The organism is Pedobacter sp. KACC 23697 (genome assembly GCF_045348445.1).
In the GTDB taxonomy this organism is placed as follows: Bacteria; Bacteroidota; Bacteroidia; order Sphingobacteriales; family Sphingobacteriaceae; genus Pedobacter.
The window spans coordinates 237680-263047 of the sequence record NZ_CP157485.1; the positions used below are offsets into that span (position 1 = coordinate 237680).

Here is a 25368-nt window from a genome sequence, read left to right on the forward strand (position 1 = left end):
AAATGAATAAAAATGAATTTAAACATTAAAAGCCAATCTGCATTGGCCATTGCCCTAATTGTTGCTTTGGGAAGTTCCTGCCAGGAAAAAAAGAAGCATTCTGCGGAAAAAGAAACTTCAAAAACAGAGCAGAAACAATATCTTTCTGAGCCATTGGTGAAAGAAATTTATACTGCAGATCCTTCTGCACATGTATTTAACGGTAAAATTTATATCTATCCATCGCATGATATCGAATCGGGCGTGAAAGAAAATGACAACGGCGATCATTTTGATATGAAAGATTATCGGGTGCTGAGTATGGATAGCATCGGTGGAAAGGTTACCATTCATGAGCCTGCACTATCGGTAAGTGATATTCCATGGGCGGGCAGGCAGTTATGGGCACCGGATGCAGCTTATAAAAATGGCTCGTATTATCTTTATTTTCCTGTTAAGGATAAAAATGATGTTTTCAGGATAGGGGTGGCAACTTCAAAGGATCCAGCAGGGCCATTTAAAGCGGCTAAAGAACCCATTGAAGGCAGTTTCAGTATAGATCCGGCAGTTTTTACCGATACGGATGGTAATAGCTACATGTATTTCGGTGGAATATGGGGCGGACAGCTTCAGCGCTGGAAGGATGGGAAATATGATCCGAATGGTTCTAAAACTGATTCTCAAAAAGAAAATGAACCAGCCCTAAGTGCAAAAGTGGTTAAACTAAGCAAGGATATGATGGCTTTTGACGGGAAGGTGAAAGACGTGGTCATTTTAGATCAGCAAGGCAAACCACTTCTGACAAAAGATCATGACCGCAGATTTTTTGAAGGTGCCTGGATGCACAAATATAACGGGAAGTATTATTTTACCTATTCAACAGGCGATACGCATTACCTGGCATCGGCAATATCAGATAATCCGTGGGGACCTTTTAAATATCAGGGCACTTTCATGACACCTGTTGAGGGCTGGACTACTCATCATTCTATTGTTGAAATCAAAGGTAAGTGGTATATTTTTTATCATGATACCCAGCTGTCGGGAAAAACACATTTAAGAAATGTGAAAGTAACCGAACTTCATCACCTTAAAGACGGCACGATTGAGCTTATAAAACCGAATAAGGGTTAACTACCTGCGGTGCGATCAAAGACAAATCCACCAATAGATTCGTCATTCCCGCGCAGGCGGGGATCTTAATACAAGCGTTTTAAGATCTCCGATCCACCTGGGAATGACGATTCTCTAAGGGATATTATCTGCTTAATGTCTCTAAGGATGAGGATTTTATATTTCCATCACGCTCTAATTTCGTAGCTACGCGAAGCCATTAAGTTGACAGTATTTTCTGAAATTTCGGGCACAAGATCAGTTTTTTGCGTAAAGGACCCTGAAAAAAGTTCAGGGTGACGAACCGCAAAAGCAATCTATTCAACAGAAAAGATTGCTTTGCCGTTCCTCCACGCAAACTAAACTCTTAAAGAAATGTGTCCATATAAAGGAAATCGTCATTCTCATAAAAATGTGAATCGTAACGCCATAGAAGGTTGATTATGATCGCCCATTAAAAGCATTAAGATGCCCAGTCAGGCTGAGCATGACGAATCTTACCAAATGTAATTCTCTTTAATCTTTGAAAGTTAATTCTGATACAGTCAAAGCCCGCGCTCGTTTTTAACGAGTGCGTAGGTAGCTTAACGATTTTATCGTTTTGTGCGTTAAAACCCATTATTATCGACGCTCGTTTGGAAACTTGCGTGAGTTTAAGTTATTTCGAATGATAAATTTTATCATTCCCGCTATAATCCAGCCACTTAAAGCTTGCTGTATTATCGCTTGGTTGGCCAGAAGAGGTAGCATACAGCGCGAAAAGCGAACCGATAAAGCCGCCGGCAGCCTGCGTACTTAAATACTTGCCATCAACGTCTTTTTTCAGCATCAGCCAGTTGCTATTTCCCTGGCGATATTTAAAGTCGTACAAGCCACCTTTGGCTTCAATCTCCAGCTGAAGATCGGCTGATGAATCTGGCAGGGGTAATTCCGTAAGTAATACCATCTGGTTTGTAGCCTTATCACCTTTAAAGAGCTGAATGACAGCTGCATTTTCTTTAATGGATTTGCACATGAAATAAAAATTAAACTCTCCCTGGAAAATCATTAACCCTGCTTTCTCATTTTCAGATTTCGGCAAAAAATGAACTGCTGTGCTGGCCGAACAGAACATATGTTGCTGTCTTTTTCCCAGAAAAGCAGGATTGGTTTTTTCCATACAGGTTTCGGGCTTAAGCTTCATTGTTAGTCCATTTTTCTTATCCAGTTTGTACCATGAACTGTCGTTTTTTCTTAAAAATAACAGGGATGGATCCAAACCTTTATCAAAGGTGGTGCGATAAGAAAAGTTGCCGCTTTGCGGCGGGGTTCCCTTTTGTTTAATTTCTTTAAAATTCGCCACATATTGATATTGTACTTCTTTGAAATCCGGATTGATTACCGGCCACCCATCTGTCCATTTAACCGGCGCTATGAAAGTTTCCCTTCCGGTGTTGTAAAAATTTCCTTCATAAGGGCGTACGGCAAGGAAAATGGCATAAGTTTTTCCATCCGGTCCTTCAACCAATTCGGCATGGCCGGTAGAAGTGATCGGATTTGCACGGTTCGGATCTAAATCCCGTTGCGTTAGAATTGGATTTTTTTCATAAGGAACATACGGTCCGGTAGCAGACCGGCTTCTAAGGATAACCTGGGAATGATTTACACTTGTTCCACCTTCAGCAGCGCATATATAATACCAGTCTTCGCGTTTAAAAATGTGTGGTCCCTCAATCCATACTGGTTTTTTTGAAATATCCACACCGCCATTTACGAGTAAATGCTCTTCCCCTTTAACTTTGAGTGTTGCAGGATCGAATTCATAGCTGCGGATGGTACGGTGGCCACTGTAAAGTGGCTTATTGTCCGGAGCATCACTATTGTAAACAATATAGGCTTTATCCTGATCAAAAAATAAAGATGGATCTATTCCGCGTACTTCGCGTAGCCATACCGGGTCGCTCCACGGACCTGCAGGATTTTTAGCCGTCATCACGAAGTTTCCGCCCTTGTCTATATTGGTACAAGTCATGTAAAAGGTTCCCTTATGGTAATTAATGGAAGGCGCAAATAAACCGCGTGAGGTTCCATCGCCCAGAAAAGTCATCTGCGTATTTCGCTCAATTACATTTCCAATCTGTTTCCAGTTTTTTAAATCCTTGCTATGAAAAACAGGGATGCCCGGAAAATAAGAAAAAGTAGAATTAACCAGGTAATAATCAGATCCTACTTTAGTGATACTTGGATCCGGATAAAAGCCGGCAAGAATGGGATTCGTAAATTTTATCTGTGCAAAAGCTTGTGTAGTGAAGCACAGTAAGAATAAATAAAAGATTTTTTTCATAATTGAATTTGGTTATTAAAGAAATATGCTTGGGTTTTTATCTGTTTTTTTGCAGCAATCTAAAAATAAGATTTTGCAAGGATCTAATCAGGTATATTATTTGTTTTTAAAGTTTCGCTGATGCCCAATTCGAGTCCGCGTAGTTCGGCAAGTCCTTTCAGTCTTCCTATGGCAGAATAACCAGGATAAGGGTTTTTATCCAGGTCATCAAGCATTTGGTGACCATGATCGGGACGCATAGGGATAGCACGGTTATGGGTACGCATCAGTTTTAGGATTGCCGTGACCAAAACGCTCATCTCGGCATTTCCTTCCAGGTGATTGGCCTCATAAAAATTGCCGTTATCCTCCCGTTGCACGCTTCGCAGGTGCAGGAAATATATTTTGTTTCCCAACCGTTCAACCATTCCCTTTAAATCATTATCTGGCCGGGCACCAAAAGAACCGCTACAAAAACAGATTCCATTGGATGGTGCAGGCACCGCTTTTAATATTTTATGTGCATGCGCTTCTGTACTCATAATTCTTGGCAAACCTAAAATCGGGTAGGGAGGGTCATCCGGATGAATGGCTAACTGTAGTCCGTTTTGATCAGCCATAGGTGTGATTTCCTGTAAAAAACTGATTAAATTGTTGCTCAGTGTTTCTGCAGAAATGTTTTGATATCCTTCCAGTAAATGAAGTACCTGATCTTTAGTAAAATGATCCTTACTTCCCGGCAGGCCCTGCAAACAGTTACGCATTAAAGTGTTTTGCTCCTGTGCATTGAGTTTACTGAAGAAACTTTTGGCATCTTCCACTTCTTGCATCGTATAATCAGTGGTTGCTCCAGGCCGGTTTAATAAATAAAGGTCAAAAGCAATGAATGCCGTTTTCTCAAATCTTAAGGCCAGTGCCCCAGTGCGGGTTTTAAATTTTAAATCGGTACGCATCCAGTCTAACACCGGCATAAAATTGTAGGTAATTACTTTGATCCCGCAGTTGGCCAGGTTTTTCAGGCTGGTTTTATAATTTTCAATCCATAGCTGATAATTTCCCTGTCTTTTCTTTATGTCTTCATGTACCGGCAAACTTTCTACCACTTCCCAAACCAGTCCATGGGATTCTATGAGTGATTTTCGGGCTAATATTTCTTCCTCAGACCAGATTTCGCCAACAGCGATGTGATGTAAAGCAGTTACCACGCCTGTACAGCCTGCCTGTAGAATATCGGCTAGCGTAACTAGATCATCGGGGCCGTACCAGCGCATGGTTTGGATCATTTTCATAGCAGACCAGTATTATTTTCAAGGATCTTTTGATCGCACATCATCACATTTTTAATTTGTTTTTTAATTTGAGGAGCGATATTTCCCTGCGCTTTAATGGTGTATTTCATATTTGGTTTTTAGGCTTGATCACTTAAAAATATTTCCAATACATCAATCTGGCTTTTTTGTGCAATCGATTGCTAAAAAATGTCTGGTAATGCTAATTTTTGCTTAGCTTAGTGATGTATACGGTCAATTGTTTTTCCTTTTCCGAAAGTATCTATTACCGAAGTTCATTAAAGATTTTTAAATAAATGATGATTTGTTTAGCTAAAAGGCATTTTTGAACATTTTTGCACTCAAAATAATCAATGGTTCCATCATGCTGCGGTGCGATGCACTTAAGTTTGTAGTAATAATTAATTCTGGCAGTTACTCCATTGTTTCTGCCAATCACCGCTAACCAAAAAAATGAAACGATTAATCTCCATCTTAGCCATACTGCTTTTTATTCAAACTGCAGTTTTGGCACAAAAGCAGATTCCTACCGCGCCTGCAGGTTTTGATGTTAACCAGGAAAACATCCCCCATGGAAAAATAGATACGGTCCAGTATACATCAAAAACTATCGGGGTAACCAGGAAAGCCACTATTTATTTTCCTCCGGGTTATCTGAAAACTAAAAAATACCCTGTTTTATATTTGCTCCATGGTATAGGCGGAGATGAAAAGGAATGGCTTAATGGTGGTAAACCTCAGGTAATTTTCGATAATCTGTATGCCGCAGGAAAACTTGAACCTATGTTGGTGGTGATGCCGAACGGCAGGGCGATGAAAGATGATCGTGCTACCGGAAATATTATGGCACCAGAAAAAGTTGCTGCCTTTGCCACCTTTGAAAAGGATTTGTTGCAGGATCTGATCCCATACGTAGAAAAAAATTACCTTGTTTTTAAAGACAGAAATCATCGCGCCCTTGCCGGATTGTCTATGGGCGGTGGTCAATCCTTAAATTTTGGTTTGGGTAATTTAGATACATTTGCCTGGGTTGGAGGTTTTTCTTCTGCGCCAAATACCAAGGTGCCTGCAGAATTATTGCCAGATCCGGCCAAAGCTAAGACCATGCTGAAGTTGCTTTGGATTTCTTGTGGTGATAACGATAGATTGCTTAATTTCTCTCAGCGTACGCATGAGTATCTGGTGGAGAAAAATGTTCCCCATATTTATTATGTTGAGCCAGGTGTGCACGATTTTAAAGTATGGAAGAATGATCTTTACCTGTTTAGTCAGTTGTTATTTAAACCTGTTGATCAGGCTGCCTTTCAAAAGTATAGTCTAAATCCTTAACCGACTGATTATTCTTCTCCATGAAAAATTTTGTGATCTTGATGCTGGCCATCAATGTTGTTCTTTCAGCTGCTGCCCGGCAAAAGCCAAAATTAAAACTCTGGTATAATAGCCCTTCGGGCAAAATTTGGGAGAACGCATTACCTGTTGGCAACGGGCGGCTGGGTGCAATGGTTTATGGAAATGTGGTTAATGAAATTATTCAGTTAAATGAGCATACCCTTTGGAGCGGTAGTCCCAACAGAAATGATAATCCTTTGGCATTAGATTCGCTGGACCGCATTAGAACGCTAATTTTTCAGGGTAAACAAAAACAGGCAGAATTGCTCTCCAATAAAGTTATCATCAGCAAAAAGTCTCAGGGACAGATTTTTCAACCCGTTGCAGATTTACACCTTGATTTTGCCGGCCATGAGGCCTATACAAACTTTTACCGCGAACTAGACATCAGTAATGCAGTAAGTACCACTACCTATCAGGTAAAAGATGTGGTTTACACCAGGCGTGTGCTGGCCTCACTGGCCGATTGGGTAATTGCGGTTGAACTTCGCTCGAGTAAACCAGGTGCATTAAGCTTTACGGCTTCATTATCTTCCCTGCAGCCCAGTGCGAAAATGAATACGCAAATACCTGCTCAAATTGAAATTACGGGAACCTCAACCACGCATGAGGGCGTGCCGGGTCTTGTCCGTTTCAACGGGATCGCGGCATTTAAGCATGTTGGTGGTAAAATCTCCAGTACCGAGCGTACAATTGTGGTAGAAAATGCGAATACGGCAACCATTTATTTAGCTATTGCCACAAACTTTATCAATTATAAAGATATCAGCGGGAATGAAAAGTTAAAGGCCAGGGAAATGCTGACCCGTGCATGGCCTAAAAAATTTGAAGCCGTTTTAAAAGCACATCAATTACAGTATCACAAATATTTTAATCGGGTAGATTTATCGTTAGGGACAAACGATTTTGAACAGGTTCCTACTGATATCAGGCTCAGGAATTTCAATTCGGTTAATGATCCGCAGTTTGCAGCCCTGTATTTTCAATATGGACGCTACCTGCTCATTTCCAGTTCTCAGCCTGGTGGGCAGCCGGCTAACCTGCAGGGTATCTGGAATAATAAATTATATCCACCATGGGATAGTAAGTATACCATTAATATTAATGCGGAAATGAACTATTGGCCTGCCGAAAAAACAAATCTGGCCGAATTGCATGAACCTTTTTTAAAAATGGTGCATGAACTGGGAGAAACCGGAAAGCAGACCGCCCACGATATGTACGGCGCCAGGGGATGGATGGCGCATCACAATACCGACATCTGGAGAACAACCGGCGCTGTTGATGGCGCATTCTGGGGTGCATGGACCCATGGCGGCGGTTGGGCCAGTCAGCATCTGTGGGAACACTATCTTTACAGCGGAGATCGGTTATTTCTTAAAACAGCCTATCCAACTTTAAAGGGAGCGGCCATGTTTTATGTTGATTTCCTGGTTAAAGATCCTAAAAGAGGCTATTTGGTCATTAATCCGGATATGTCGCCTGAAAATGCCCCTCCGGCGCATCAGGGCTCCTCGCTCGATGCAGGAACCACAATGAGCAATCAAATTGTATATGATGTTTTCAGCACTGTCATTCGTGCGGGAGAAATTCTCGGTGAAGATAAAGCTTTTGCCGATACCTTAAAAAAAATGCGCAGCCAGCTCCCGCCAATGCAGGTGGGGCAATACGGCCAGTTGCAGGAATGGATTGATGATATTGACGATCCAAACGATAATCACCGGCATGTATCTCATTTATATGGTTTATTTCCATCCGCTCAAATTTCGCCATACCAAACCCCTGAATTGTATTTAGCAGCCAAAAAGACCCTGAACCAGCGTGGCGATGTTTCTACCGGATGGAGCATGGGATGGAAAGTGAACTGGTGGGCAAGGCTGCTGGATGGAAACCATGCCTACAAACTTATTCAGAACCAGTTAACGCCCGTGGGTGGAAACCGGGCAAGCGGTGGTACTTATAATAATCTGTTTGATGCACACCCGCCTTTTCAGATTGATGGTAATTTTGGATGCACTTCGGGTATAGCAGAGATGCTGATGCAATCAGATAATGGCGCCATTCAACTTCTGCCTGCACTTCCGGATGTCTGGAAATCAAATGGACATGTTAGTGGTTTACGTGCAAAGGGAGGATTTGAGATTGTTAAACTGGAATGGGTAAACGGCATGATCACCAAACTTGTGATTAAATCGCGGTTGGGCGGAAATTTACGGATCAGGGTGCCTAATGAATTAAACTTATCCAAACTTGAAGCCAAAAATGCAGCTGGTGAGAATCAAAATCCTTTTTTCTTCATGACAAAAACGCCAAAACCGGTTATTTCCAAACTAGCGCCTGCTGTAACTGTAGATTTGCCCGAAACTCAACTGTATGATATTAAAACAGATGCAGGGAAAGCCTATACGCTGTATAAAAAATAAAAAAAATGCTCTTTTTTTAACCGCAAAGTTCGCAAAGTTTAGCGCGAAAAAAGCAAAGACGGGCAGGTGTTTAATGCTGTGTCACAGTAAAAATATAGCGTCTTCATCTTGACTGAAAGACCCTGAAACCAGTTCAGGGTGACGGTTTGGATAGATTTAGTTTCGTTTAGCTTTCAGGTTTGCTATTGCATTGCGCTGGGCTTTCTGTGATGGATTCCGCTAGTGCGATCTTCATCCCGACTGAAAGACCCCGAAATGAGCTACCATTGGTGCTATTACAATTACTTATAATGAGTGGATTGTGGCATCATGTATTTCCGTATAGTCAGGCCAAAGCACGGCATCTCCGTTCTACTTAAAACCGGCCTAACAAATTTTTCGGACTCCGCTGACCCAGTCCTACTACTGGCTTTGAAAGAAAAATTTTCAGCCGGCATTTTATTAATGGTTGTCTGCTTTTTTTATTTGTATTAATGAACTCGGCAAAAGCCTCGGTTTTGTTACTTTTTGATGTCAAAAAGTAAGAGTCATTCGGCTGCGGCGAGCCGAGGCAAGACTGCTCCATAGGACTAAAAGAAAACAATTGTACGTCAACCATATTGATTTTTATAAAATAAATTATCCCTAAGGTTGTAACGGTTTGGATAGATTTAATTTCGCTAAGCTTTCAGATTCGCGACCGCATTGTACTTTCATTGAAGGAATACATTAGTAAAGTCGTGCTCTCGATTGAAAGTCCGTGAAATGCCTGCCGTACAGGTGGGGAAAGATCTTTTATATACTTAAGACCCTGAAACGAGTTCAGGGTGACGATATCTTGGAGAGGTTATGGAATGGATTTAGCTTTCCTGACGCTCGGAATCTCGACTGCGTTGCACTTCACTCGAAATGAAGATCTCAAGTTGTGAAATAAATCTTTAGGGACACAATTCTATATTGGTTTCTTACTCATAATCCCGGCTTTTGGTCAGTTCCTTCAGCGATTGAAGGTCATGAACGGGACGTTCCATTTCAAATGGAATTTCCCTTCTGCTAAACTGCTGGAAATAAAGTAAACAGGCATCTTTCCAGATTTGGGCATCTCTGCTTTGTGTTCGAAGTTTAGACTGCACTTCTGAGAAACGTTCGCTGTCTATTGAACCCTTCATTTTGTCCCAGTCTTTTTGAAAAGACCTGACCTGCTGAACGCCACGGTCATAACGGACGCATAATTCTGTCCACAAATCCTTTCCATTTTTTAAACGGTAAGACCACGGCACATGGTGAAACCAGAGCAGATACATTTCAGGGCAGCTGGAGAGGTTATTAAAGGTTGAACTTAATGGCTCATGATATTGGTCTACTGCATCGCTTCCGTCACGGGTTCTGTCAAAACCTATCCCAACGGTATCTGCCTTGTGGTAATAAACAGAGGTCCAGTCTGCACGGATTTTATCATTAGAGAACCATGGTGCCGGGCCATAATGATGGCCTTCTGCAAAAATATGATGTAAACCCAATGGCATCATATAATCAACGGCGGCTTCTCTGCTCTCCAGCATGATTTCTTGTGTAGTTTTAACAAAGTTGGCGTCGGTTTTCTTTTCTTTATCATCCAGAAAAGTCTGTTTTATCCATTCCTCAGCAATTGTTTTGCTTTCGAGTTTGTTATTCCAGGCCAGGCGTCCGAATGCATACCAGTTTGCCTGGGCAAAAGTATGTCCGGTCCAGTTCACATCATTGCCTATATTGGCTACGCCTGCAATGGCGGTAAAATCTGTTTTGCTTAGTGTGCCATCGGTGCAGGCAGCAACGGTACTGCCTTTTCCATTCTTATAGGTGTCGCTATTTAAACATTCCTCCCATAAGGTAGAGAGAAAAACAAGTTGTCTGGAGGCACCCAGGTATTCCTGGGTAATCTGGAATTCAGGCATCACCGGTGTTTTCGACATCGCCCCAAATAATGGGCTAAAAGGTTCCCTGGGCTGGAAATCAAGCGGACCATTTTTTACCTGCAAAATTACATTTTTCCTGAAAGCTCCATCCAGCGGTAAAAATTCTTTATAAGCTTGTTTAGTCCTGTCCTCCGGAGTTGGATTATAAACGAAGGCACGCCACATCACGATCCCATTAAAAGGCGCCAGGGCGTCAGCCAGCATATTTGCGCCATCCACATGGGTTCTTCCATAATCCTGTGGTCCGGGTTGTCCTTCGCTGTTTGCTTTAACCAGAAATCCTCCGAAATCAGGGATAAGTTTATAAATTTCAGCTGCTTTATCTTTCCACCATTGTTTAACGTGAGGATCTAAGGGATCTGCCTTTTTTAATTTGCCAATAAGAACAGGTGATGAAAAATTAACCGATAAATAGGTTCTTATTCCGTAAGGACGTATACTTTCGGCAATGACTTTTACTTTTTCCAGGTAAGCTGGACTAAGTATTTTTGCAGAGGCATTTACATTATTTAAAACAGCACCATTAATGCCAATTGATGCATTTGCCCGGGCATAGGCTTTCCATTTTTCACGGTCCTGATCCGTAATATCTGATCCGTTCGCAATATTGCCCCAAAATACCGAACTTCCGGCATAACCTCTTTCAATGCTGCCATCCAAATTGTCCCAATGGTTAAGGATTCTTCTGGAGTAGGATGGATTTGAAATAAAATTGCGTTGCGGCAGGTTAAGGTATTGTCGCCTCAACAATTCGTAGGCACCGTATAATAAACCCATTTCTGTACGGGCGTTGATTGCTGCTGCTTCCAATTGAAATCCATCGCCATTTATCGCCGGGTTTTTGCTTAGTTTGAGGTTAATGGTCATATTCTCCTTGCCCAGCCAGTTATTTTTGAGTTCAGCTGTGGCAAGATCTACAGTTGCGGAGCGCACTGCGCTGGAAATATTAACTTTAATTGCAGAATGGTTTCTAAGCCATAGGGCGTGGCCATCTTCAGCTTTTAATATGGTAGCCTGGCTTAGCATCAGCAATGCAATAATCATTATCCTTTTAATATCTGCCATTTTTCTTTTTATCATTATGCTTTATCTAATGTTTTAGAATGTTTTATCAAATAGACTAAGATGAGCTACTTTAATTATAGCCTAGTTTACGCGGATAACTTTTTTTATAATATTTCCGCTTTTTGGAGCGAGCTCATCTGGTTGGCTGCCACCGATAGCTAATGTAATATGGCCTTTGTAAAATTGTTTTGAACCATTCTGGTCAACATAAGCGAGATCATTGGCTTTTAGGCTAAATTTAACCAGTTTACTTTCTCCTGGTTCAAGGCTAATGCGCTTAAAGCCTTTTAAAGCCTTGGTTGCTGCTTTGATTGATTTTTGGTTATTGATTTGGTACAATTGAACAACCTCATCACTCTTAAAACTTCCTTTATTGCTCACCATGACCGATACCTCTGTGCCTTTGCCTGCTTTCAATACCCCAGGAGCAACAAACTTTTCATATAAAAAAGAAGAATAGCTAAGCCCATAGCCAAATCCATAAAGGGGTTTGCCTTTAAAATACCGGTAGGTCCTATTGCTCATGCTATAATCACTAAAATCCCCAAGGTCCTGATCACTTGCGTAAAAGGTAACAGGTAATCGGCCGGATGGGCTATAATCTCCAAAGAGAATATCGGCTACGGCTTCACCTGTGGCCTGGCCGCCGTACCATGCATTTAAAATAGCCGGAATGTTTTCTGCTTCCCAGGGTATGGCAATGGCACTACCGGTCATCATCACAAAAACAATTGGTTTTCCAGTCTCTTTAAGCGATTTCATCAAGGCTGTCTGAACGGCAGGTAACATGATTGAAGTTCTGTCCCCACCACTAAATCCCGGATAATCTACCCGCATTTCCTCTCCTTCCAATTGTGGCGAAATTCCGCCGACAAATACGAAGGCATCAGCATCTGCATGGGTTTTGGTGAGTGCATTAAAATCAGTTTTTACAAAGGTACCAGCCTTTAAGCGGATGTTTGCACTACCTTCGCCTTGCCAGTATTCTACAACCAGATTGTAGACCGAATCTTTTACGGTCTCTAATTTATAAGTTTTAGCGCCCCATCTGTTCCTCGACCAGGCGTCAATCACATTTTTACCATTAATCATAAAACGATACCCGTCATCAGCAGTCAATTCAAAAGTGATTGATCCCGAAGTGGATGGTTTAAATGTGGTGCTGTATCTGGCAGAAAAATGATTGGCTGTTAAGTTATCAGCAATTTTTTCACCTTCCTGCCAGCTGTTTTCAAGTTTTGGTTCTGTCCGGGTTAATACTGGTTTTCCCTCAAGGGTAATATTGTTAAAATATTCTGACTTAAAGCCCTGAACACCGTCTATTTTATATTCGCTGTTTAAATCCAGGTAACTTAGCAGCGTATCATTAGTGAATGAAATGGCCTGCTGGTAAACTACATCGGTCTGCTTGCCTACTTTTTCGCGGATACCTGCTAAAACTGTAGTAATTTTGGAAGGAATTCCATTGTAATTACCCAATACCGAGATTGCATTGTCTGCATTCGGACCCAATACAACGATTTTTTTGAGATTCTTTTTTAAAGGTAGTGTATGCGATTCATTATGGAGCAACACCATCGATTCACGGGCCATCTTAAGGGCATGTGCTTTATGCGCGCTATTTTCCAGCACAGTAGCAGGGGTATTGGCATATTTCACTATCGAAGGAGGATCAAACATGCCCAGGCGGAAACGGATCATAAATAACCTTTTTACCGAAACATCAATGTCTTTTTCTTTAATAATGCCCGTTTTTACTGCGGTGATCAGTGCCTTATAGGCTTCTGTACCGCAATCCAGATCTGTTCCATGAAAAACAGCATCCGCTGCGGCCGATGCTGCATCCGGATGTGTTTTATGATTTTTATAAAAGTCATCTATGGCCCAGCAATCAGAGGTTACATAGCCCTTAAAGTTCCATTTTCTGCGCAGAATATCAGTCATTAACAGATCATTGGCGCAACAGGGCTGGCCCTGAAAAGCGTTATAGGCACACATTACCCCGGCAACTTTAGATTGTGTAACCAGTTTTTCAAATGCAGGCAAATAGGTATCCCAGAGATCAAAGGCACTCACCGTTGTATTAAAAACATGCCGAAGCGGTTCCGGACCGCTGTGTACGGCATAATGCTTGGCACAGGCGGCAGCCTTCAGGTATTTTGGATCACCACCTTGCAGGCCCCTTACAAAAGCATCGCCCAGCATGCCTGTTAGATAAGGGTCTTCACCGTAGGTTTCCTGGCCTCTTCCCCAGCGCGGATCCCGGAAGATATTAATGTTTGGTGTCCAGTAGGTTAAACCAAGATAACGTTCATTTGTTCTTCCCTGCGCCAATGCCTTATTGTAAATAGCCCTCCCTTCTAAAGCAGAGTAATCTGCCATTTTATAAAGCGCAGACGGATCAAAAGTTGCAGCCATCGCAATGGCCTGAGGGAAAACGGTAACTTTAAAGGGCGTTCTGGCCACTCCATGTAAGGTTTCGTTCCACCAGTCGTATGCAGGAATTTTAAAACGAGGAATTGCCGGTGCTGCATTAAGCATTTGCATCACCTTTTCATCCAGGGTGAGTCTGGCAACCAAATCATCTACCCGCTTTTCAAATGGAAGCTTATAGTCTTGAAACGGATACTGCTGGGCATTGACCAAACCACAGAAATTGCAGAAAAGGATTGCAAGAAATAATTTTTTAATGTAGTTGTATTTTCTCATCATATGGTTTCTAAAAACTCATGGCTCAAATTTCTTTTAGCTGTCCGCTTTTCTAGCTCATGAAGGTGATGATCATGATCTTCAGATTTTAATTGCTTGCTGCTTCGGATATTAAAATTTTGTTACCTCAAAAAATGCCTTTTTGGGCATCAGATTCTGATCAAATAACAGCGGATAATTTTTCCGGCCACGGTTATCCAGCCAGCTGTACCTGTCTGATAAATTCCAGAAAGTTACACCTGTAATGTTAGCTTTATATTTGCGCAGCACTTCAAAAATCATTTTATATTGTTGCAGCTGCTTTTCTTCCATTTCCGGCGTAAATTGTTCCGTATGGCTAGCGGTATTGCCCTGGATTAACCGTCCGCCCTGGTTGCCGCTATAAACCGATACATCCAGCTCTGTAACCTGAATTTTAAGTCCTAAAGAAGAAAATAGAGCAATAGATTTTTCCAGTTCAGAACGGCTCGGATTATTAACAGACCAGTGTCCCTGAAGGCCAACGCCATGGACCGGAACACCCTTAGCCAGCAGGCCTTTAAGCATTCTATAAATTTTTTCACGTTTCAGGGGTTGTTCTGTATTATAATCGTTGTAAAACAATTGGGCATTAGGGTCTGCCTGGTGGGCGTACCTGAAAGCCATCTCTACAAAATCCTCGCCTGCGATCTGGTACAAAGGCGATTTCCGGAAATAGGCAGAATCATCTGCGATAACCTCGTTAACCACATCCCAGGCATATATGTCTTTTTTATACCTGCTTACAACAGTATTAATGTGCGATTGAATTCTTTTTAGCAAGGTTTCTTTGGAGACCACACTTCCATCTTCATTTTTAAATAACCAGCGAGGGCTTTGATTATGCCATACCAAACAATGTCCACGCAGTTTCAATCCATTTACCCTGGCAAAGGAAGCGATAGAATCTGCCATTTTCCAATTGTAGGTATTTTCCATGGGATGTATCGGTCCCATTTTCATGGCATTTTCAGCTGTGATGCTGTTAAACTGGCTTAGAATCAAATTTCGCTTATCGCCACTGAGGTCCCATGGGGTAACGGCCACGCCTATAGGAAAATATTTTCGGTAATAGTCTTTCAAACCTTTTGTACTTACTTCCTTACTTTTATAAGCGCTAAATACTATTCCGGTGATAAGGAACAAGACGGCCAGGTAAGGGATGATATTCGGTTTTCTCATATTTGGTTGGGTATGGCGATAAGGTTGCAAAATCGTATGTTTTTTACGCTGACCAAGCTTCTTATCGTCAATTTTAGGAAACAAATGTTATGTAATGAATTTATGACATTTTGCCTGGCTGCTTATTGGGATATTGATTTCACTAATTTTTTAGCTATTTGGTGCTTTTTTGAACATCTGTTCTTATTCTTTTGACAAATATGACTGCTGGTGTATTTACTTAGGTCTAAATTTACTGGATTTTTCCGCTACCGTGATGGGGATAAAATCGACTTTGCCATTCAACCAAATATAAATGCGTACAACTAAATTTCATATTGCCATCTTTACTATTGCTGTTTTCGCAGTTTTTTCCGGTTGCGGCAGTTACACTAAAGTTAAAAAAAGTAATCCGGGCCTGAAAGATTATTATCAGTCTTATTTTAATATTGGAGTAGCGGTTTCATCCCAAACCATTAAAGGAGAGCAGGGCGCATTGCTTTTAAAAGAATTTAATAGCATAACGCCAGAGAACGCCATGAAGATGCAACCCATCCATCCCCGCGAGGATGTTTATAATTGGACCGAAGCCGATGCACTGGTTAATTTTGCACAGGATAACCGGCTTAAAATAAGAGGGCACACCTTATGCTGGCATGAGCAGGCGCCGGCCTGGATTTTTAAGAACAGCTCCGGAGGGCGGGTAGATAAAGCCCTGTTGCTCAAACGGCTTAAAGATCATATTACAGCCGTTGTGGCACGGTATAAGGGAAGAGTATATGCGTGGGATGTAGTAAATGAAGTGATTGGCGATGAAGATGACCAATATTTAAGGCCTTCTTTATGGAAGGAGATCTGTGGAGAGGAATTCATTGCCAAAGCTTTCGAATATGCGCATGAGGCTGATCCTGATGCATTGCTTTTTTATAATGACTATAATACTGAACGACCTGTAAAAAGAGCCAAGATTTATAAAATGCTTAAAAAACTGGTGGATAATAAGGTGCCAATTCACGGGGTAGGTTTGCAAGGGCATTGGTCTATTTTTGAGCCTGGTGATACCGAATTGAGGGAATCTTTAAAATTATATGCCTCCCTTGGACTGCAGATTCAGATTACAGAACTGGATATGTCCATCTATCAATGGGAGAAAAATTTAAGGGCGAAGAAACCCGGTGAGCAAGATAGCCTCACAGCAGTGCTCGAAAAAAAGCAAATTGACCAATATGCGCGGGTTTTTTCTATTTTCAGGGCATTTAAAAAGGAAATCAGCAGTGTAACTTTCTGGAATCTTTCAGATCGCTCTACGTGGCTGGATCAATATCCGGTACCCGCAAGAAAAAACTATCCATTGCTTTTTGATCAGAATCTGCAAAGAAAAAAAGCCTATTGGGGTGTTGTTGATTTTAGAGAATAATCAATTTTTTAACCTGAGAATGAAGAAAATATATTGTTCAGGTGGTAATAATGCGATGAACCAAATTAGTTTTTTTATCTTACCACCACTAAACCAGATAGATCATGTATCCAAATAATTTTAAGTCTTCCTTAGATTTTAGCGCATTATATAGCCCTTCAACTCCTTTGAAGTTTAAATTTTATTAATACAGTAAAATCACAAAATTATGCTCAAAGGGTCTGCATATCTATCATTAATTCTATTTATTTATGCGCTTTTTAACGCTGTGAATGTTGCCGCACAGCCTAAAACGCAACAGCCAGAATTGCGTTTTACCTCGCTAACCTCTAAAAACGGATTATCTTCTAACAACATCACCGTAATTTTTAAAGATCGGTACGGGTTGATGTGGTTTGGTACAGAAGATGGATTAAATAAATTTGATGGCACTAACTTTACCACCTATAAATATCAGGCAAACGATTCTACCAGTATTCAGGCTAACGAGGTTAAGGCTATTCATGAAGATCGTAAAGGAAACCTTTGGTTTGGTACCAGTGGCGGTTCACTTGCCCTTTTCGATAGAAGAAAAAATTCTTTCATCAACTACCGTGCTTCAAATAGCCCAACAGGTTTTAGTCACAGCCTGATCAGGTATATTACCAGCGATTATTTGGGTAAAATATGGGTGGCCACTTTTACCGGACTTGACGTTTTTGATCCGGACACCAAAAAAGTTTCTAAGTTTCCGATCGCTGCAGCGCAGTTTGGTAAACTTCCTCCAACCATGATTAATATCCTGATGGAAGATAGCAAACACAGGATGTGGGTAGGAACAGAGGATGGATTATTTCTTTTTAACCGGAAAAATTCTTCTTTTATCCGGATTGGATCTGCAGCGGATAAACCTGTGCAACTGGCAGGAACGATAGTGAAGTCTCTAGCTGAAGATGATAATGGCAATATCTGGATCGGTACAACCTCAGGCTTAAGTATGCTTAAACCGGATGGTATGGGCTTTGAGAATTATCAGCACCTTCCGGGTGATCCCAATTCACTGAGCGATAACAATGTTCAAAGTATAGCGGTAGCGCCAAACGGTCAGTTATGGCTGGGTACCGAAGATGGACTTAATGTTTTTGATCTCCGTACCAAAAAAGTTAGGGTTTACCGGCCAAACCCACGGAACCCTTACAGCTTAAGGGGAACCAGTGTAAAATACGTATATATTGATAAAGAAGGCATATATTGGTTGGGTTTATACCGTGAGGGGATCAATAAGTTTGATAGCAACCTCAACCTATTTAACCTCATTAAGAGCAATGTATTCGATGTATATGGTTTAAATGCACCCGTGGTCACTTCATTTGCAACTAAAAACAACACGGAGATCTATGTAGCTACAGAAGGGGGCGGACTGAGTATTTTCAACAGGAATACGGCCCTGTTTCACAAAGTAGACCTGGAGAAATTGGGATTACCCTCCCGGATTACCCTCATGTCTATATTTGTCAATTCAGCTAAAAAACTCTATCTGGGTACTTTTGGCTATGGGCTGATCGTGCTGGATTCGAATTTAACCAAAGCGGCATCTTACCGGAAAACAAATGCTAATTCTGGCCTTAATTCTGACGATGTATTTTGCATAACCGAAGATAAAAACGGGCTGATATGGGTGGGTACCAATGGTGGCGGAATTAATGTGATGGATGCTAACCATCAGGTTGTTTTTAGGTATATCAGCAAAGTACAGTCGCCTACAGACCGCAAACTTCCCCTAAATAATTATATCCGTTTTATTAAAGAAGACCGGTTTGCAAACATTTGGATAGGTTCTCATGGTTCTGGCGTGGCCATGATCAGTGCCGATAAGACCATTATTAAACATTATAACGAGCTTAATTCGGGCCTTAAGGGCGATATTGTCCAGGCTTTTCTGGAGGATTCCGGAGGGCGGATCTGGATCGGGACCGCGGGAGGCGGCTTGAATTTACTGGATCAGAAGACAAATAAGTTCATCAATTTTGCCGAGCGCGATGGTTTGGCCAGTGCTGTTGTCGATGCTATTGTAGAAGATGACAATCATAAGCTTTGGTTAAGTACCAGCAAAGGGATTAGCCATTTTGATCCAAAAACCCGAAAATTTAGCAACTACGGTATATATAATGGCGTTCAGAACAATAACTTTATCAGGGGAGCAGCCCTGAAATGTAAAGACGGTGAAATATTTTTTGGTGGGGCAGAGGGGATGAACTACTTTAATCCGGCCGGATTTAGAAAAAACAAAAATGTCCCCTCTGTACTTTTTACCGAGCTAAAAATCTCCAATAATGTAATTGAAGCAAGTGAAGACGGCCCCATAACCGACCATATTTCTGTTGCAAAACAAATCGACCTGGATTATAAGCAAAATTTTTCATTGAGTTTCGTAAGCGTAAACTACACCGCTCCGGAACAAAACCGTTATAGTTATAAACTTGAAGGTTTTAATAAAGAATGGATTGATGCAGGTACAGCTAAAACCGTTTCTTATACCAATCTCGATCCCGGAGAATATATTTTCCATGTAAGGGCAAGCAACAATGATGGCGTTTGGAATACGACTGAATCTTCTATAAAGATAATTGTTCATCCACCGTTGTGGAGAACCATATATGCTTATGCCTTTTACCTGCTTGCTATTGCCGGTACTTTGCTTTACATCCGCCACCGCGGCATCAAAAACCTGGAGAGAAAGTTTGCGCTGGTTCAGGAGAAAACAAAAATTGAACAGCAGATTTTGCAGGATAGAAAAGAGGCCGAGCGCTTACATGAGCTGGATTCGCTAAAGATTAAATTTCTCACCAACCTCAGTCATGAGTTTCGCACACCGCTTTCACTCATCCTGGGGCCAGTTGAAAAAATCCTTTCGCAACAGGGAGATGAGGCCAAAAATGCCTCTCTTAGAATAGTGAAACGGAATGCCCGCCGATTGCTCAACCTGGTGAACCAAATCCTCGATTTCCGTAAAATTGAAGAAAATGAACTCAAGATCAATAATGCCCCTGGCGAACTGGTTTCTTTTATTGCTGATGTAATTGAATCTTTCAACGATTTAAGCGAACGTAAATCTATAAATCTTTCCTTTCAAACCCAGTTTGATAGCTATCCAACTGAATTTGACCACGACAAGCTGGAACGGATTTTATTCAACCTGCTTTCTAATGCCTTTAAATTTACGCCATCAGGTGGTACCATAACGGTTGATTTAAAAAGAACACCACGCGAAGGCCGGGAAGAGGCGGTTCTGATCACGGTGAGCGATACCGGAATTGGCATTAGCGAAGAAGAGCAGCAGAAAGTATTTGAAAGATTTTTTCAGGCGGATACCGAGGTTTCCATTCTTAATCAGGGAAGCGGCATAGGGCTATCCATCATCAAAGAGTTTGTTAAAATCCAGGGTGGCACCATTGATTTACAAAGCGAAGTTGGAAAGGGTACACGTTTTATGATTGCCCTGCCTTTGCCACTGCTGGACCATATCGAAAAGCTTAATCTGGATTTTTCTGGTCCGGAAAGCCCTTTACAGGCTGAGGAAGAAGTTTCGGATAAGGCCGTGACCGAAACTGATGCGGAGATTCATACCATTCTCCTGGTTGAAGATAACCAGGATCTTAGGGAATACCTGAAAGACAATTTGAAGGCGCATTACCGTATTGTGGAAGCGGCAGACGGTAAAGAGGGCTGGCAAAAAACACTGGCAAACCATCCAGGGCTTATTGTAAGCGATATCAGTATGCCAAATATGACGGGTATTGAGCTATGTAAAAAAATAAAAGAAGATAAAAGGACAAAACATATTCCCGTTATTCTATTAACCGCACTCACCGCAGAACAGGAGCAATTAAGCGGACTTGAAATTGGTGCGAACGATTACCTCACCAAGCCATTTAATATCGATATCCTCAATATTAAAATCAAAAACCTTTTGCTCCTTAACCGTACCCTGAAAAACACTTACACCAAACAGATCAAGATGGAGACTGCTGAAATTTTGGTCGAATCGCACGGTGATAAATTACTTAAGAATATTCTGAAATATATTGAAGATAATATCAATAATTCACAACTCTCTGTTGAAGATTTAAGTAAAAATGTAGGGATGAGCCGGGGTTCGCTCTACCACAAGGTGCTGGAACTAACCGGCCTTTCTCCGGTGGAGTATATCCGCTCTGTAAAGCTTGATAAAGCTGCGGCTTTGTTAATTAAGAGTGACCTGAACATCTCTCAGATTGCCTACCTGGTAGGCTTTGCCACACCAAACTATTTTGCCAAATCATTCAAGTCGAAGTTCGGTATGCAACCTTCAGAATATTTAAACCTGTACCGTAAGCCAGACCATGCCGTTGGTACGGAAAATTAAGTAGTTTTACTATTATGCAATCGATTGTTTTTGGCTAGGGAAAACGTTTTACTAAATGTAATGTTTTGATTATTAATGCAATTATTTATTTTAATTTTACGTAAATACTTGTTTTTCAGTTATTTGCCTGTGTAGAACATTTGTATCTGATTTATGCACAAATATTCTAACCTTCAGATTTGTTTTAGAGCTATGTTTGGCTTAACCAAATAAAACTTTAAACCATGACTAATCAATTGATCAACTTCTATGAGGAAGGCCTAAGCGATCTTGCCCCGCTAAATGGGGTAAACCTGTGGGCAATGTTTAATCAATACCAACCCAAAATTTCAGTTTACCCATTTTTAATTCCATTAAGCGGGAAGTAACTAAGCGCGCTGTAATGGCTAAGCAATGGCTTGCTGTATAAATAGAAAATAAGGCTCTTTCTAAATTTCCGCAAGTAGCGAAGATGAAGCAAATCCCCTTTTTTTACACTTCCATTTATCGGCGGGTACTGATGCATAACAGATCAACCTGAAATTCATCGAAGCTATAATTTTGCAATTGCTTTAGCTCAAATTATTGGGTGAGGAGAATCTGAAAGCCAATAGACATTTACCGATAAAATACAAACTGTACGGAAGTTAAATTACACAGACCGGAAGGGCTGGTTATAAAAGCATTGACCTAAAACCCAATTGGATGAGACCACCAACATAGTAGCTTTTTTAAGGCTTTACATGATCAAAAGATACCAAATGTATCTGCAATCATTTAATTGAAGGATGACCGTTACCACATCGGGTAACCAATCATTATTGAAGAAAAGCATCAGCTGATTTTTCTTCCTATTTACAAAAAACACTAACCAAATAATAATGCTAAGAGATTTACTTAAAATTCCATTTAGGAAAACTACTTCCTTTCGAAACGTCTTATCGGAAATGAAATGTTCCAGAATCCTATATAGAACTGACGTCATCAATTTTACCCATCATGCTCAATAAATGATTTCGAAAAATGAAAAGAATTATACTATTGCATTTTGCTGGGGATAACCTGGGCTCGAAAAGGCAACGCTTTAAAAGATGTTGTTTAACAATGCTAACCTTAGTGCTGATGATTAACATCGCTTTTGCACAGCAGACAAAGGTAACCGGAACAATTTCCGATAACAAGCAAACCCCGATAATGGGTGCTACTGTTACTGTTAAAGGGACAAACATCCGTACCCAAACCGATATTGATGGTCGGTTTGTGATTAATGTACCTAATGATCAGTCCATTCTGGTCATAGGCTACGTAGGTATGGTAAGTAAGGAAGTTTCTACAAAAGGGAAAAACAATCTTAAAATTGTTCTTTCAGAAGATCAATCGGCCCTTAACGATGTGGTGGTAATTGGTTATGGTACTCAGAAAAAAGCCAGTGTGGTAGCTGCCATAGCACAAACTACGGGTAAGGTACTGGAACGTGCAGGTGGAGTATCGAGCATAGGTGCTGCATTAACCGGTAATGTGCCGGGGGTGATCACTACTGCCAGTACCGGGATGCCGGGAGAGGAAGATCCTCAAATACTGATCCGTGGCCGTAGTACATGGAACAATACCGGTCCGCTAATCCTGGTCGATGGTATCGAACGGACAATGAATAGTGTTGATATCGGTTCGGTAGAAACGATATCTGTGCTGAAAGATGCTTCTGCAACAGCTGTATTTGGGGTAAGGGGTGCCAATGGGGTAATCCTGATCACCACCAAACGTGGCCGCGAGGGGCAGGCGTCAATCAGGGGTACCATCAATAATGTAATTAAATCTCCATCGCGTTTACCGGGAAAATATGATTCTTATGATGCTTTGACCATTAAGAACCAGGCTATAGAAAATGAACTTTCCCTTAAGCCGGAAAGCTGGGCAGATTATCTGCCTCAGGCAACGATTTATAAATACCGTTACCCTGCAAATTTAGCAGAATCTGAACGCTACCCGAATGTAAATTGGGACGAGGTATTGTTTAAAGATTATGCCCTGTCGAACAATGTAAACCTTAACATTTCGGGCGGAACCGCTAAAGTGAAATATTTTGCCAATGCCGATTACCTGTATGAAGGTGATTTGTTCCGCACTTTTAAAAATGATCGCGGTTACGAGCCGGGTTACGGTTTTAACAGGTTAAACGTGAGAAGCAACCTCGATTTTCAGCTAAGCAAATCTACGCTGTTTAAAGTAAACCTATCAGGTTCTCGTGGTGTGAAGAAAAGTCCATGGGGCAATTCAAACAGCGATTATTCTTACTGGATATCTGCTTATTCCACCGCTCCGGATGTATTTATGCCACAATATTCAGATGGTACATGGGGTTATTATGCACCGAATGTGCAAAAAGGTTTAAACTCTGCCCGAAACCTGGCCGTTAGTGGGGTAGGTTATACCACTACGAGCAGGATTACGACCGATTTTACACTTGACCAGGACCTGGGCTCGCTGGTAAAGGGCCTGAACTTTAAAGGTACCATCGCACTTGATAATTCTTTTATCGAAGGAAACAGGGGGATTAATGATTTGTATAATGGTATACAAAGTAAATGGATCGACCCGAAAACCGGATTGACCACTTACGAGCAGGCATTTGACGGAACCAACCGCTTCGATTTTCAGAACGGGATCAACTGGACCACGAGCGGAGGTACCGTGCAGGATTGGTCTACCCAACGGAGATTATTCTACCAGGGCCAACTCAATTACGCCGTAAAATTAGGTGCCAACCATAATATTACTGCCATGGGACTTTTTAACCGGAATGAGGTAGCTACAGGTAGTGAGATTCCAAACTACCGTGAAGATTGGGTATTCCGTACCACCTACAATTATGCCAATAAATACATGATTGAATATAACGGTGCATACAATGGTTCCGAAAAATTCAGTACAAAAAATCGTTTCGCATTCTTTTCATCAGGAGGATTGGGCTGGATGTTGAGTGAAGAAAAATTTATGAAACCACTGAAGTTTGTTGATATGCTTAAATTACGTGCTTCATACGGAGCTATTGGTGATGATAATGTAAGTGGTCGATGGCTTTATCTTACACAGTGGGCCTATGGCGGTCAGACCAAACTTGGTGTAACAGGAGAGGGGTCTGAATTAAGTCCGTACACCTGGTATAAAATATCGGCGCTTGGTAATCCGGATGTGCATTGGGAAAAAGTAAAGAAAACCAATTTTGGTGTTGATTATAGCTTCTTTAAAGGTATGTTTACCGGAAAGGCTGACTTTTTCCGCGATCGCCGTACCGATATCCTGATTCTCGGCGGTAACCGCGCTATTCCTTCTTATTTTGGTGTTGATGCACCGGTGGCCAATCTGGGTATTGTAGAAAACAAAGGTTATGAGCTCGAACTGGCCTTCAACAAAAGATTAGGACAGAACTGGAGACTTTGGGCCAACCTCAACTATACCCATGCAAAGGATAAGGTAATCGAAGCTGATGATGCACAATTGTTACCCGAATACCAGAAAAGAGCTAATAAACAAATCAGCCAGAGCTATTCTTACGTGAGTGCCGGAAATTACAATACCTGGGATGAACTTTATGGTAGCACTATTCACGACAATAACGACGGGCAAAAATTACCGGGCAATTATTACATCATCGATTATAACGGTGATGGTATTATCGATTCAAACGATAATATTCCTTATGGCTTTCCTTCAAACCCTCAAAATACCTACAATGCTACATTTGGTGTAGATTGGAAAGGTTTCAGTCTGTTTGTTCAGCTTTATGGTGTAAACAATGTAACCCGCCAGGTCGTATTCAGCAGTTTAGCCGGCCAGAACCATTTGGTGTATAATGAGGGATCTTACTGGAGCAAAGATAACCCTAATGCCGATGTTCCACTGCCAAGGTGGCTATCTACCGCGAGTGGTTATACTTCTGGTAACCGCTACATGTACGACGGATCTTACATCCGCTTAAAAAATGCAGAATTGGCTTACACTTTCGAAAAAAGCAAAAGCTTCATTAAACGTATCGGTATGGAATCGCTGCGGGTATATGTTAACGGAAACAACCTGTATGTATGGACCAAAATGCCCGATGACCGGGAATCCAATTTTGCCGGAACGGGCTGGGCATCGCAGGGTGCTTATCCAACTGTAAAGCGATTTAACATTGGGGCCAACATTACTTTTTAATGCTACAAT

General features: G+C 41.4%; 12 protein-coding genes. 7 read left to right on the forward strand and 5 right to left on the reverse strand.

The window, feature by feature from the left end; all coding sequences use genetic code 11:
* Positions 1–12 precede the first annotated feature (12 nt).
* Complete coding sequence (locus ABEG20_RS00900) at positions 13–1113, forward strand: glycoside hydrolase family 43 protein (protein WP_406825539.1); 1101 nt, start codon at positions 13–15, stop codon at positions 1111–1113.
* 637 nt (positions 1114–1750) lie between these two features.
* Here the strand turns inward: ABEG20_RS00900 and ABEG20_RS00905 are convergent.
* Entirely contained in the window at positions 1751–3415 is a 1665-nt protein-coding gene (locus ABEG20_RS00905) for a glycoside hydrolase family 43 protein (RefSeq protein WP_406825540.1), read from the reverse strand.
* Between the two features lie 83 nt (positions 3416–3498).
* The gene (uxuA, locus tag ABEG20_RS00910; RefSeq protein WP_406825541.1) at positions 3499–4683 is read right to left on the reverse strand and encodes a mannonate dehydratase; all 1185 of its coding nucleotides are present in this window, start codon (positions 4681–4683) and stop codon (positions 3499–3501) included.
* Between the two features lie 453 nt (positions 4684–5136).
* Here uxuA and ABEG20_RS00915 point away from each other — a divergent pair, with 453 nt between their 5' ends.
* Positions 5137–6012, forward strand: coding sequence for an alpha/beta hydrolase (locus ABEG20_RS00915; RefSeq protein WP_406825542.1), 876 nt, complete (start codon positions 5137–5139; stop codon positions 6010–6012).
* 20 nt (positions 6013–6032) lie between these two features.
* Complete coding sequence (locus tag ABEG20_RS00920; protein ID WP_406825543.1) at positions 6033–8495, forward strand: glycosyl hydrolase family 95 catalytic domain-containing protein; 2463 nt, start codon at positions 6033–6035, stop codon at positions 8493–8495.
* Between the two features lie 944 nt (positions 8496–9439).
* On the opposite strand, the gene ABEG20_RS00925 is transcribed toward ABEG20_RS00920, so the two are convergent.
* The 3 genes from ABEG20_RS00925 to ABEG20_RS00935 form a co-directional block, all read right to left on the reverse strand.
* The gene (locus tag ABEG20_RS00925; protein WP_406825544.1) at positions 9440–11509 is read right to left on the reverse strand and encodes an alpha-glucuronidase; all 2070 of its coding nucleotides are present in this window, start codon (positions 11507–11509) and stop codon (positions 9440–9442) included.
* Positions 11510–11575: 66 nt separating this feature from the next.
* Positions 11576–14206: a glycoside hydrolase family 3 C-terminal domain-containing protein gene (locus ABEG20_RS00930; protein WP_406825545.1), complete on the reverse strand. Its 2631-nt coding sequence runs from the start codon at positions 14204–14206 to the stop codon at positions 11576–11578.
* A gap of 108 nt (positions 14207–14314) precedes the next feature.
* Positions 14315–15403, reverse strand: a complete 1089-nt coding sequence (locus tag ABEG20_RS00935) for an endo-1,4-beta-xylanase (RefSeq protein WP_406825546.1) — start codon at positions 15401–15403, stop codon at positions 14315–14317.
* Positions 15404–15698: 295 nt separating this feature from the next.
* Here ABEG20_RS00935 and ABEG20_RS00940 point away from each other — a divergent pair, with 295 nt between their 5' ends.
* From ABEG20_RS00940 to ABEG20_RS00955, 4 genes are all read left to right on the forward strand, one after another.
* Entirely contained in the window at positions 15699–16799 is a 1101-nt protein-coding gene (locus ABEG20_RS00940; RefSeq protein WP_406825547.1) for an endo-1,4-beta-xylanase, read from the forward strand.
* A 208-nt stretch (positions 16800–17007) separates the two neighbouring features.
* Entirely contained in the window at positions 17008–21183 is a 4176-nt protein-coding gene (locus ABEG20_RS00945; protein ID WP_406825548.1) for a two-component regulator propeller domain-containing protein, read from the forward strand.
* Positions 21184–21407: 224 nt separating this feature from the next.
* Entirely contained in the window at positions 21408–21551 is a 144-nt protein-coding gene (locus tag ABEG20_RS00950; RefSeq protein WP_406825549.1) for a hypothetical protein, read from the forward strand.
* Between the two features lie 715 nt (positions 21552–22266).
* Positions 22267–25359, forward strand: a complete 3093-nt coding sequence (locus tag ABEG20_RS00955; protein WP_406825550.1) for a SusC/RagA family TonB-linked outer membrane protein — start codon at positions 22267–22269, stop codon at positions 25357–25359.
* The last annotated feature ends 9 nt before the right edge of the window (positions 25360–25368 follow it).